The organism is uncultured Rikenella sp. (assembly GCF_910577125.1).
Lineage (GTDB): Bacteria > Bacteroidota > Bacteroidia > Bacteroidales > Rikenellaceae > Rikenella.
This window is the reverse complement of the sequence record NZ_CAJTMN010000002.1, coordinates 38,797-49,790: the sequence shown is the minus strand read 5'-3', so window position 1 is coordinate 49,790 and position 10,994 is coordinate 38,797. Positions and strand designations below refer to the sequence as shown.

General features: G+C 56.6%; 14 protein-coding genes. 6 read left to right on the top strand and 8 right to left on the bottom strand.

What is annotated here, in order from left to right; all coding sequences use genetic code 11:
• Nucleotides 1-116: 116 nt before the first annotated feature.
• From QZ292_RS00590 to QZ292_RS00560, 7 genes are all read right to left on the bottom strand, one after another.
• On the bottom strand, nucleotides 117-452 hold the full coding sequence (locus tag QZ292_RS00590; protein ID WP_294596302.1) for a hypothetical protein: 336 nt from the start codon (nucleotides 450-452) through the stop codon (nucleotides 117-119).
• Between the two features lie 150 nt (nucleotides 453-602).
• Nucleotides 603-1,190 carry a hypothetical protein gene (locus QZ292_RS00585; RefSeq protein ID WP_294596299.1) on the bottom strand — a complete coding sequence of 196 codons (588 nt, stop codon included), beginning with the start codon at nucleotides 1,188-1,190 and terminating at the stop codon, nucleotides 603-605.
• A 1-nt stretch (nucleotide 1,191) separates the two neighbouring features.
• Entirely contained in the window at nucleotides 1,192-1,686 is a 495-nt protein-coding gene (locus QZ292_RS00580; protein ID WP_294596297.1) for a hypothetical protein, read from the bottom strand.
• The gene (locus QZ292_RS00575; RefSeq protein WP_363324061.1) at nucleotides 1,686-1,985 is read right to left on the bottom strand and encodes a structural protein P5; all 300 of its coding nucleotides are present in this window, start codon (nucleotides 1,983-1,985) and stop codon (nucleotides 1,686-1,688) included. Before QZ292_RS00575 ends, QZ292_RS00580 begins: the two co-directional genes overlap by 1 nt.
• A 13-nt stretch (nucleotides 1,986-1,998) precedes the next feature.
• Nucleotides 1,999-2,388 carry a hypothetical protein gene (locus QZ292_RS00570; protein WP_294596293.1) on the bottom strand — a complete coding sequence of 130 codons (390 nt, stop codon included), beginning with the start codon at nucleotides 2,386-2,388 and terminating at the stop codon, nucleotides 1,999-2,001.
• A 4-nt stretch (nucleotides 2,389-2,392) separates the two neighbouring features.
• Nucleotides 2,393-3,427 carry a carbohydrate-binding protein gene (locus QZ292_RS00565; RefSeq protein ID WP_294596290.1) on the bottom strand — a complete coding sequence of 345 codons (1,035 nt, stop codon included), beginning with the start codon at nucleotides 3,425-3,427 and terminating at the stop codon, nucleotides 2,393-2,395.
• A gap of 21 nt (nucleotides 3,428-3,448) precedes the next feature.
• Nucleotides 3,449-4,552 carry a head maturation protease, ClpP-related gene (locus QZ292_RS00560; RefSeq protein WP_294596289.1) on the bottom strand — a complete coding sequence of 368 codons (1,104 nt, stop codon included), beginning with the start codon at nucleotides 4,550-4,552 and terminating at the stop codon, nucleotides 3,449-3,451.
• A 119-nt stretch (nucleotides 4,553-4,671) separates the two neighbouring features.
• Here QZ292_RS00560 and QZ292_RS00555 point away from each other — a divergent pair, with 119 nt between their 5' ends.
• From QZ292_RS00555 to QZ292_RS00530, 6 genes are all read left to right on the top strand, one after another.
• Nucleotides 4,672-5,112, top strand: a complete 441-nt coding sequence (locus QZ292_RS00555; RefSeq protein ID WP_294596287.1) for a helix-turn-helix domain-containing protein — start codon at nucleotides 4,672-4,674, stop codon at nucleotides 5,110-5,112.
• Entirely contained in the window at nucleotides 5,109-6,635 is a 1,527-nt protein-coding gene (locus tag QZ292_RS00550; protein ID WP_294596285.1) for a hypothetical protein, read from the top strand. The genes QZ292_RS00555 and QZ292_RS00550 overlap by 4 nt, the downstream gene beginning before the upstream one ends.
• A 2-nt stretch (nucleotides 6,636-6,637) precedes the next feature.
• A complete protein-coding gene (locus tag QZ292_RS00545; RefSeq protein ID WP_294596283.1) occupies nucleotides 6,638-7,051 on the top strand; it encodes a phage protein Gp36 family protein in 414 nt (137 codons plus the stop codon).
• Nucleotides 7,052-7,071: 20 nt separating this feature from the next.
• Nucleotides 7,072-9,573 carry a DUF935 family protein gene (locus tag QZ292_RS00540; protein ID WP_294596282.1) on the top strand — a complete coding sequence of 834 codons (2,502 nt, stop codon included), beginning with the start codon at nucleotides 7,072-7,074 and terminating at the stop codon, nucleotides 9,571-9,573.
• An 80-nt stretch (nucleotides 9,574-9,653) separates the two neighbouring features.
• Nucleotides 9,654-10,223 (top strand): phage virion morphogenesis protein, encoded by a 570-nt coding sequence (locus tag QZ292_RS00535; protein ID WP_294596279.1) that lies wholly within the window; start codon nucleotides 9,654-9,656, stop codon nucleotides 10,221-10,223.
• A 13-nt stretch (nucleotides 10,224-10,236) separates the two neighbouring features.
• Nucleotides 10,237-10,680, top strand: coding sequence for a hypothetical protein (locus tag QZ292_RS00530; protein ID WP_294596277.1), 444 nt, complete (start codon nucleotides 10,237-10,239; stop codon nucleotides 10,678-10,680).
• Between the two features lies 1 nt (nucleotide 10,681).
• On the opposite strand, the gene QZ292_RS00525 is transcribed toward QZ292_RS00530, so the two are convergent.
• Nucleotides 10,682-10,984, bottom strand: coding sequence for a hypothetical protein (locus tag QZ292_RS00525; RefSeq protein WP_294596274.1), 303 nt, complete (start codon nucleotides 10,982-10,984; stop codon nucleotides 10,682-10,684).
• Nucleotides 10,985-10,994 lie beyond the last annotated feature (10 nt).

Sequence of the window (10,994 nt, the reverse complement as noted above, 5' to 3'; positions counted from 1 at the left end):
ATCGGCGAGCATCATACGGACGTTGATCCACGCGACCCGATACATGATATAATGATACGTCCAGCCGGTTTTCTCAGCGAGCATCGCCAGGATGCCCCACGGGCTATGCAGACCGGTTATTCGGCCTGCGTACTCGCCGCGGTCGTCGGGCTCAGATTGTCGGCCTTTAGCATCAATCTGATAGTACTGATAAAATCCGCTGCACCGGAGGTCAGGGTGAAGACCATCCACGCCTGGGCGAATTGCGTCGGTGTCAGAATCCGACCCAACCACCACGCATACAGCCGTGCCGGTATCCACCGGGGCGCGGCAACAACGGCCAGTACGCGCAGTGCCGCAGTGCCATGTTGCCGGACGATCCGAAAAGCACCTTCGAGCGTCACACCCTCCAAGATGGCCGAATCGAGCCCCATGGCGACGATCTTCCGGCTGATGCGTATCAGATCGGCCAAAACGGGCTGGCGTAAGACTATATCCCATTTGCGGAGGCCGAAAAGACGCAAAAAAAGAGGTGCGCGCACGCTTCGCACTCGCACCCCTCTTTCCAATAGTGCATCGGCGGCCCGCAGCTTCGTTTGCTGCTCATTCATTGCCAGCCTCCGTTAATATTGGTCCTCGTTGTCAAAAGACTGTTCCGTCTCGGCGTCGGGCTCTGGTTCCGGATTCGGCACCGTCGGCACGACGGACGTATCCGTGACGGTCATCTTTCGCATCCCGGCCACTTTCGGCGTCAGCACCGTCAGGGTGTGTTCCAGCAGCCCGTAGCCGTCTTTCTTGATTGCCCAGTTGATGCGGGTGGACATTTTGGCCCGGCCGATCTGTACGGAGAGTCCCGATTTCGTCGTGAAACGCACGGCGACCTCTTTTGCCGTGAAACTGTCCGGCGCAGCCCATTCGCTGCCGTCCTCAGACAACGTACCGCCGAGGGCCCGATGGCAACTCGTCGGATCGAGGTCGGAGGTCGAGAACTTGAGGGTCGTTTTGCCGGGAATTTGGACTTCGTCTTCCGGGTCGTCCAGCTCCTCGCATTCGCAAGAGACGGTCTCGCCCTCCTCCGTTTCGAGTGTGGCCGTGTCCTTGTAGGTTTTGCCGAGCGCAGCGTATGCTTCCGCTTCCGGCGCGGTCCCGTCTTCCGGCAGGACGGCGATTTGAATGCCCTCTTCGGTGAGACCGATCGCTTTTTTCTTCATGTTAAAGCAGTTTTAATAGTTTTCCAATAGTCAATCCTCGCCAGCCGAGGGCGATTTTGAGCAGCGTCCGGAGCAGGTAGAGTACTCCGATCCAGCAGAGCCAGCGTTGCCAACTCCGCAGGCGATATTCCGTTCGTTCTACCGGATAGGGAACCGGCACCGTTTCGCGTACGATCACGGTATCCGACCGGATGACCTCTCGCCAGCGTTCCCTAACGTCTGCACGGGCTCGTACCTGGAGCAGATTGTCCTCCAGTTCCAGCGTTTGAGCCATCAGCCGGCCATTCTCGGCCTCCAGCCGGGCGATGCGGACTCGGCCAAGGCTGTCGCATTCGAGCAGCGCAGCCAACAGCGCACTGTCGGCTTGGGTTCGCATCGTGTCGATAATCCGTTCCGTGCGGATGCTCGCACTGTCACGCGAGGCGGTGACGATACGGGCCATACGCGGTGCGCAGGAGGTCAGGACCAAAAGGCCCACAAAAATGACTCGAATCATCACGGCCGATATTTGATGAACAATTCCCACCCGGATTCTACGTCGGCCATCACGGCCGGAATGCCGTTTTCGACAAACGACATCGCAGCTATGATCGGCACCATAACCTCTTTGTTATCCGTGGAGATCGGGCTGTCCGGGGCCACCAGCGAACGTGTCGCGACAGTGTCGATATAGGCCGCGGTGTTGTTCTCCACAGGCGGCGCATAACGGACGATCATTTTTCGCAGGGTATCGCACCCGTGGCGGCGTTTGTAGGTATCGAGCAGTACGAACATGGCGCGATAGCCCCAAGCCATGCTCTCGAAAGTCTTAAATGCCGGGTCCGCACTCGCAGTCTCCCCCTTGTACCGGGTCGGGCTTTGGCGAATATTCCCCGGATTCCGGTTTTTCAATCCTCTTGACATCGTTGTATTTCTGTTGGTTGAACTCGTCCTGTTTAATCAGCACGGGACATTTGACCGAAGGTATGCGGCACAAAAAGGCGGCTTGGATAATCGCACTCTTGCGGTCGAGTGCATCGTCTTTCGCCTCCAGCTTCGCTTCGAGCCGATCGACCTTGCGATCCAGTCGTCGGATTTCCTCCTGCTGCATACCCACCAGTTTGGAGGTCTCGTCGATCCGTCGGCCGTTCTTGCCGAGTATCCAGCTGACAATCGCGACAGCGATCGGCGCAATGACATAGATTATCCAAGTCTCCATAGTGCTATTCGACTACCTCCCAGTTTTCGGCATCGGTCTCGAATGCGGCCGAGGCGGTGTGGTCTCCGGTACAGATATAAAGCAGTTCGCCGGAGGTTACGAAATCGCCCTCTTTGTATGCCTTTCCGGTTGCCCAGGCTTCGGACGGCACACCCTGCACGATGGCCAACACGCCTTTGTTGTCGGCGCGACGGATGCGGCCGCCCATACGGAGCAGGAATGAATAGATGTCGCCGAAATAGAGCGGATTACCTTCGTCGTCGAACAGTTTGACCTCTCCTTTTGCCCCCTCGACGCTGTCCTTGTGCCAGCAGAGCGCAGCGGCACAGGTGGCGGCGGCGAACTCTTCGGCTTTTTCAACGGCCCCCATACCGAGGTACGACAATACGTAGGCGCGGGACAGGAAGGTAAAGCCGTACAGCTTCCCGATCACGCCGTTCTTCTCGTCGTATGCCCGTGAGAAGTCGCGAGCCTGGTTCTCGGTCAGACTGTCGGTGAACTGGTCTTCCATGTCGGCATCGAGCATGATGTAGCGATCGGCCGTCGGAACACCGTCTCTGTTGAACTGTTTCTGAGCCCGTTTCAGGTCCTTGGTCGTGAATTTCAGCCGCGAACCGATCCCCATGTGTGCCGGTACGGCTTCGCCGCTGGTACGGATGATGCGCGAAGCGGGCGGTGCCCAGTTGAGCAGCATCAGGTCGCCGGCCAGCTCGTTGAGGGCATTCTGCGTTTCGGTCAGCACCGAGGCGCGTTTGTCATACGAGAGCTCGCACTGATCGGCATCCGGGATATGGACCGGATCGGTGGTGATCTCGTCCAGCGTGTAAGTAATGTCGGTGTCCTTGCGTCGCACCACTTTGGCCGGGAGATCGGTCCGGTTCTTCACCGCTTTCGGCGCGGCACCGGCCTGCGGAATGTGAACCACTTTCCCTTTCAGGACGTAATGGTCGGCATTCACGCATTTATCCATATGCGGATTAGCAGCAAAGATGCCCCCGACCAGGTGATCCTGCCAGATTTCTACTTGTAATTCAGCCATAATTTGTTGGTTGTTTTTCGGTTAGTCTTCGTTCGGGTGGAATCGTTCGTCGAACTTGGCCTTGTACTCGTCCGGATACTTGGTCTTCAATTCGCCCAGTCGTCCAGCCTTGTCGAGTTCGTCCCACGAGGCATCCAGAAGGGCTTTGTCCTGTTCTTTCTTGGACGACAGCCGGTTGTGTACCGGTTCACGTTCGGGGATAGCCTCGAATGCTTTGAGTGCGTTTTCCGGGTCTGTGTCGTACATGGCCGAAAATGTGGCGACTCCGCTTGCGTCGATCTTACCGGACTTGGCACCCGCCTCGAGCTGGGCCACGAATGCGGCTTTCTTCTCTGCCCGGATGCTGGCTTTGTAATCGTTCAGCTCTTTTTCTGCCTTCGTCCGTGCCTCTTCGGCTTCGACTTTGGCTTTTTCAGCAGCTACTTTCGACGCATGCAACGTTTCGATAGCCGCAGAGACCTCGGTGTCCGGCGCTTCGGCCTTGATGCCGAGCGAAGCGGCGGCTTTTTCAGATAGTTTGGTCATATTGTTTTGGATTTGGTGTTGTTCGTCGATGCGCACGCGGAGTTCGTCCGGTGCGAGATTCATAAGTGCCTTTTGGCGTGAACCGACGATCACGTCGCACAGGCCGGCCTCTTTTGCCTCCTTGGCCGAGAACCAAGTCTCCTCGCTCATCAGTCGCTCCACCTCGGCAGCGTCCTTACCCCGACGGCTCAGAATGCGCGTTAGGGTCTCTTTGGTCCGTGCCAGCTGCTTCTCCATCTTCGGGCTCAATTCGTCTGCCCCGGCGAAATAAGGATCGTGGATCATCAGCCGGGCGAAATCGTACATGTAGAGTTTGTCGCCACACACAGCGATCACGGCGGCCATACTGGCCGCCACGCCATCCACGTGTACATGGATCGGCGTTTGCATCGACAACATGGCCCCCACGATGCTGAGTCCCTGGGTCACATCGCCGCCGGGACTGTTGATCCGCAGACGGATCAGGTCGTACTGGTTGTCCAGCGAGGCCAGTTCCTGGGCGAAAAGGTCGCCGTCGATCTTCTCGCCGATAGCACCGTACAGGCGGATCGTCGCTTCTCGCCGCTCGCGGTCGATGATGTCTATATAGGCTTTTGACATTCGGTTCTTTTTTGTGCAAAATTCGCCTTCCTGAATGCCCACAACAAAAAGAGCATTAACGCTTTATATGATTTTTTCGGATGGATGCAGAGTACCGTTCCTTTGCATAAAAAAGAGACATGCAGTCGAGACAACAGAAAAAAGATTTCGCCAAAACGCTCTATCTATCCGAAAAAGGGATTACGCAGAAAGAGATTGCCGCGCGAGTCGGCGTTACGGAGGCGACCGTGAGCAAATGGGTGCGGGAGGAGCAGTGGGAACGGTTGAAAACCTCCCTGCTCGGCGGACGGGAAGACCTGTTGGGTTGGCTGCACCAACAGCTGAATGCAATTCGCGAAGCGGTCGAAGCGCGCGACGATGCCAACTACGTCACCAGCAAAGAGGCGGATACGATCACCAAACTGACGAATGCCATTAAAAAGCTGGAAACAGAAACGAATATCACCCATAAAGTGGAGGTCGGCCGCCAGTTCCTTACCTGGTTGCGCGAGACCGATCCGGATCGGGCCGTGGAGTTTTTGCCGCTCTATGACGCATTTATAAAGGAGGCGTTACGATGACTGCCGACGAAAAGAGAGCATACGAAGAGTGGTACGCCTTTCAGCGATCGTTCAACAGCGGTCTCGAAGTCGATCCGAACGAAACCCGCTCGGACCGTCGCCGCCGGATCAAAACCTTGGAAAAGGAACCGGAGACATGGTTCAGTTACTATTTCCCGCGATTCTATACGGCGGCCCCAGCTCCGTTCCACACGGCTGCCACACGTCGAGTGTTGGCAAATCCGGAGTGGTACGAGGTGCGCGCCTGGTCGCGCGAACTGGCCAAGTCGGCCCGCACGATGATGGAGGTGTGCTACTTGGTGCTGACCGGCCGGAAACGGACGGTCATCCTGACCTCCAACACACAGAACAACGCCGAACGGCTGTTAGCTCCCTACCGGGCGTTTTTCGAGAGCAACGAGCGCGTCATGCACGACTACGGCGTACAGCGGAACCTCGGTCTATGGACCGCAGAAGAGTTTACCCTCCGTAACGGAGCGGCTTTCCGAGCGGTCGGGGCCGGACAAAGTCCGCGCGGTTCGCGGAACAACGAATGCCGTCCGGACGTGTTGCTGGTCGATGATTTCGACACGGACGAAGAGTGCCGGAATCCGGAGGTGCTGAAAAAGAAGTGGGATTGGTTCGAGCAGGCTCTCTATCCGACCCGCTCGATTTCCACTCCTCTGACCGTGATCTTCTGCGGAAACGTCATAGCCGAGGATTGCTGCATCCGGCGGGCAATGGACAGGGCCGACCACACGGACATCATCAACATCCGCGACAAGCACGGCCGGTCTACGTGGCCCGACAAAAATACCGAGAAGATGATCGACCGGGTGCTGTCGAAAATCTCGTATAAAGCTCAACAGGGCGAATACTACAACAACCCGATTACGGAAGGAAATACGTTCGGCGAATTGACGTGGGGCCAAGTTCCGCCCCTGGATCGGTTCCGGTTTTTGATCGCCTATGCCGACCCGTCCCCGTCGAACAATGCCCGGCAGCGGAGTTCCTCGACCAAAGCGCTCGTCCTGTTGGGTTTCTGTCGAGGGAGGTACTACGTAATCAAATGTTTCGTAGACAATGCCAGCACGGATACGTTCGTCCAGTGGTTTTTCGACCTGCGGGACTGGATCGGCGATCGTTGTCCGCCTGTCTACTGGTATATCGAAAACAACACCCTGCAAGACCCGTTTTACACACAAGTCTACGTCCCGGCCTTTGCGGCAAAAGGCCGTCGGACGGGTGCCTATATAGGCATCACGCCGGACACCCGGCGCAAGGGCGAAAAGTTTGCCCGTATCGAGTCAGGACTGGAGCCGCTCGTACGGCTCGGACAACTGGTCTTCAATATTGACGAACAGGGTAATCCCCACATGCAACGACTCAAAGAGCAGTTTCGGCTCTTCGGACCCAAACTGTCGGCTCCGGCCGACGGTGTGGATGCCGTCGAGGGCGGTATCTACATCGTCCGGGAAAAGCAGGTTACCCTCGAACAACCGATTATTTCCATACCGAGAACCCGAAATTCCAAACGATACTGACCATGTTTCTGACACCGGACGACTTGCGGACACACCTGCGGGAAGAGCACGCCGAACTGATCTCCCGCGCTGACGAGACAATCATCACCGCAGCCCTGTCGGGCGCGATAGCGGAGGCGCGAGGCTATCTGACCGCTTACGACACCGAGACCATTTTTGCCGCCACGGGCGAGGCTCGCGACCCGCTGCTGTTGATCTTTTGCAAAGACATCGCCGTATATCACCTCATCAACCTGTGTGCAGCCGGGAATTACTACGATCGCCGCCAGGCGCGCTACGAGCGTGCGGTGGCATGGCTCCGAGGGGTACAAAAAGGGGAGATCGTACCCGACTTGCCGAAAAAGAATCCAGACGAGGGCGTTTCGTCGGGACCGTTCTATTTCAGCAGCAATCCGAAACGGACGACACACTTTTAACGCTTTTCAAATACCGATCCATGGAGAATAAACAAGAGCAGGAACTGGTAATTAACCAGATCACCATCAAGGCTCCGAACCGCACAAACCTCGACATCGATAACGTTCAGCGTGCCTTGCGCTCGGCCGACCGGGGCAAACGTCAGCAGTTATATAACCTGTACGCCGAACTGATGCGCGACAACGTACTCCGTGATGCCGTTCGTAAGCGCGTCTCGGCTATCACGAACGCGGAACTTGTTTTCACGCGCGACAACAAACCGGAAGAGACGATCGACCGAATGATGGATAGCTCCGGCTTCGAGTCGGTTCTCACGGAGATCATGCAGGCCCGATTTCTGGGAATCACGGTTACGGAAATGGAGTTTGTCGAAGACCGAATCATTCCGCACCCGATACCATCGAAACATATTCGGCCTCAGTTCGGCGAGATTGCCCTGGAGGAGAACGACGAGCGGGGCATTCCGTATCGCGAAGACGACTTTTTTCTGGAGGTCGGCGAGGCGGACGACCTCGGCCTGCTGCTCAACGTAGCACCGTTCGTGCTTTACAAACGGAACAACTTCGGCGACTGGGCGCAATATGCTGAAATTTTCGGTATGCCGATGCGCACGGCCTATTACGAAACGTTCGACGACAGTGCTCGCCTGGAATTGCAGAAAGCGCTGGAAGCAGCAGGCGGCGCATTGGTCAATATCCTGCCGAAAGGTTCGGATTTCAAAGTAGAACCCGGAGCGGCCAGCGGCGACGGCGGTGTGTACGACATGCTACGGAAAGCCTGCAACGAAGAGATTCTGATCGGCATCCTCGGTCAGACACTGACCACGATTCAGGGTGACAAAGGGGCGCGCTCATTGGGCGAGGTACACATGCAGGTACAGGAAGATTTGCATAACGCAGACCGTCGGTTCGTGCAACGGGTCCTCAATACGCAACTCCTGCCGCTTCTCGAAAAACGAGGGTTTCCAGTCTCCGGAGGGTGCTTTGCGTTCGTCGAACAGGGCGAAAACTTAGGGGCGGCCGATCGACTGAGCCTTGTCGAGCGGGCAGCGAAGTTATCTGTGCCGGTCCCGACCAGTCACGTTTACAAAATTACTGGCATTCCCCAACCCGAAGCGGACGAAGAGGTGGTGGAACCGAACGGAACGGGTTTTGTCGAACCGCCGGACACCGACGATCCGACCGGGACGAACGGTGCGCGGAATTTCTTGGAAAGGGTCTTCGGTTTTTTCGCCGAAGCCCCCGTTACGGGGGCGACCACTGGCGAGCGTAACGACCTGGGAGAGATGGCGGGCGACGGCTTCGACCGCCGACTCGCCAAACGCGTAGCGCGCGGAGAGGCCCGGTATTTCGACCGAGAACTATTCGATCATACGGCCGACCGACTCCTGCATGCCTTTCACACCGGTTGGCGGAAAGGAGGTATCGGACTGCGGAATAGTATCGAATACGGTACCGCGGACGACGTAGTCCTGACGGCCATGGAGACAAACCTCTACCACTTCTCGGCAGCCAAAACGCTGACCGAGATTCAGCAGCTCAACCAAGCCTACCGGGCGAGCCGCAGTTTCGAGGACTACATGGAACGGGCGGCGAAAATCACGGACACGTTCAATCGTCGCTGGGCGCAAACCGAATACGATACGGCCGATCAGGTCGCCGAAAGCACCTCGACCTATTACCGTCTATTGAGCCAAAACATGCTATTTCCTTATTGGGAATATCGGACGGTCGGCGACGACAAAGTACGGCCCGAACATGCGGCCTTGAACGGACTCGTGTTACCGACCAACGACCCCCGGTGGGGAAAGATATACCCGCCCAACGGCTGGAACTGCCGTTGTTACGTGCTTCCGCGGATGCGGCACGAAACGGAAGGAATCAATCTGCCCGATATGCAACGCCGGGCAGATGCCTATTTCGAGACCGGCGAGTTCAAAACCGCAGCGGCCCAGGGTTTCGGGGTGAACCGGGCCGAACTGCGCGAGGTCTTCACGACGAACCAGCAATATATCCGCAAATTCCCGAACCGGGCGGCCAAATATCTGAACCGACTTGGTGCGGTCGATTATGGGTTGCCGACGATGGCGAAACGACAAACGACGGCTACGAGTGACATGCCACGTTTTACGGGTACGGCCGAGGAGTGGTTTGCCGCCCGTCAGCGGGACGGCGTCGTCATGCTGACCGATCGATCCGGACGAAAGGTGTTCTTATCTGAAAAGAGCTTCCGGACGCATACGACCGGCAGTCATGCCGCACGGGTAGAATACCTGCAAGCCCTACCGGAAACGCTGAACGATCCGGACGAAGTGTGGATTAATGCGGAGAGAGGGAAAAGTGTTTACGACAACTATACCTTGATCCGCTATTACCGGGATGAAGTGATCGTCGTGTGTTGTAAAATAGCCGGTGGTCGAATCAATGAAGTGCGAACGTGGTTCCCGCTGGCCGGCAAGAAGTCCGTTCAGCAGCACCACCGCCGGGGACTCCTGGTGTACAATAAAAAAGCCTCCGAATAGAGGGAGGCTCTTGTGAGTTAATAATTCCCTACGCTGGTTCACCAGCCGTCTCAAGCGTCCGACCACTCACGAGGCACGCCATGAGCACTTACACCCGCAGGGAGATTACTTACCACAAATATACGAAGAGAATGGGAGATTTCGAGACTTTACGCAAAAAAATCGCCGCCGCCTCGGAACGTATCCGTCAGGACGGGACACGGATCATAGCCGAAACAGCCACGGAATTTTACAAACAGCGTTTCACGACTAAAGAATGGGAAGGCGTACCGTGGGCCGTAGCTAAAAATCCGTCTTCGCGCGGGTCGCTGATGGTGCGATCCGGAGCGTTGGTCTCCACGATCCGACCGGCGCGTGTAACGCCTTCCGAAGCGACGATCCGGGCCGGTAGTCCGCGCGTCCCCTATGCCCGCATCCACAACGAAGGGGGAACGATCGAGCAGAAACCGACACCGAAACAGCAGCGGTTCTTTTGGGCAAAAGCCTACGCAGCGGGTGAAACGACCGACGGGAGCGGCCTCGGTCGCTGGGGGCGTGCGGCAGTCGCCAAGCAGTTGCACATAACGATTCCTCAACGAAAATTCATCGGCAAATCCGTTGCCTTGAACCGTCGAATTGTCGAACGGCTTCGGGCTTTGGTTTCACTTTAACCCGAATTAAACCATGAAAAAATTCTATTTGAAAATCGCCGACCGATTGGCGAAAGCAGTACCGGAACTCCGGCTGATCGATCTCGACAAGGGACAGACCGACAACCCGGAGACTCGGCAAGGAATGGACTATCCGGCGGCCCTGATCGACATCGAGTTCCCGAGTTGCGAAGACACAGGAGGCCGCGATCAGCAATGCCGGGCAACGATTACCGTGCGTGTTGTCGAATTGGCCATCACGGACGAGACGAACCACCTCACTCCGCGCGTATGGCGCGAACGGTCGTTGGCGATATTGGACACCGTGCAAGCCGTTGTCCAGGCGTTGCAGGGATTCGATTGCGGATTTTCGAGCAACCTGTCACGGATGACACAACAGGCCGAACGGCGGGACGATGCACTGAAAGTTTACCGGATCGTGTTCACGGCAACGTTCGACGAGGAGTTCGACGAGTAATTTATATCTCCTCTCCGTTTTTCCGATCCAGCACAGCAATCAGTTTGCGGACGGTTTCCTCTTGCTCGGCATAATAGGCATGGCATTGTGCCCGAATCAGATATTCGCGTTCTTTGTCGATGTTTCCCAGAGCGTGCTCCTCTTTGGCGAGATTCGCATACCGGAAATATTCGCTGTCTTTATCCGCCAATCGGGCCTTGATTTTACGCACGTCGCCGACCAACTGAAAGAATGCAACCAGCAGGACGACCCAAAGAACCAAACTGCCGACGGCTACGATTGCCATAAACAACTCGCTCATCATAATTGTTTTT

What these genes read in the sequence shown, in the direction of transcription:
- QZ292_RS00585 (WP_294596299.1), bottom strand. Translation starts at nt 1,190, where the DNA reads ATGAAGAAAAAAGCGATCGGTCTCACCGAAGAGGGCATTCAAATCGCC.
- QZ292_RS00580 (WP_294596297.1), bottom strand. Translation starts at nt 1,686, where the DNA reads ATGATTCGAGTCATTTTTGTGGGCCTTTTGGTCCTGACCTCCTGCGCA.
- QZ292_RS00575 (WP_363324061.1), bottom strand. Translation starts at nt 1,985, where the DNA reads ATGGCTTGGGGCTATCGCGCCATGTTCGTACTGCTCGATACCTACAAA.
- QZ292_RS00570 (WP_294596293.1), bottom strand. Translation starts at nt 2,388, where the DNA reads ATGGAGACTTGGATAATCTATGTCATTGCGCCGATCGCTGTCGCGATT.
- QZ292_RS00565 (WP_294596290.1), bottom strand. Translation starts at nt 3,427, where the DNA reads ATGGCTGAATTACAAGTAGAAATCTGGCAGGATCACCTGGTCGGGGGC.
- QZ292_RS00560 (WP_294596289.1), bottom strand. Translation starts at nt 4,552, where the DNA reads ATGTCAAAAGCCTATATAGACATCATCGACCGCGAGCGGCGAGAAGCG.
- QZ292_RS00555 (WP_294596287.1), top strand. Translation starts at nt 4,672, where the DNA reads ATGCAGTCGAGACAACAGAAAAAAGATTTCGCCAAAACGCTCTATCTA.
- QZ292_RS00550 (WP_294596285.1), top strand. Translation starts at nt 5,109, where the DNA reads ATGACTGCCGACGAAAAGAGAGCATACGAAGAGTGGTACGCCTTTCAG.
- QZ292_RS00545 (WP_294596283.1), top strand. Translation starts at nt 6,638, where the DNA reads ATGTTTCTGACACCGGACGACTTGCGGACACACCTGCGGGAAGAGCAC.
- QZ292_RS00540 (WP_294596282.1), top strand. Translation starts at nt 7,072, where the DNA reads ATGGAGAATAAACAAGAGCAGGAACTGGTAATTAACCAGATCACCATC.
- QZ292_RS00535 (WP_294596279.1), top strand. Translation starts at nt 9,654, where the DNA reads ATGAGCACTTACACCCGCAGGGAGATTACTTACCACAAATATACGAAG.
- QZ292_RS00530 (WP_294596277.1), top strand. Translation starts at nt 10,237, where the DNA reads ATGAAAAAATTCTATTTGAAAATCGCCGACCGATTGGCGAAAGCAGTA.
- QZ292_RS00525 (WP_294596274.1), bottom strand. Translation starts at nt 10,984, where the DNA reads ATGATGAGCGAGTTGTTTATGGCAATCGTAGCCGTCGGCAGTTTGGTT.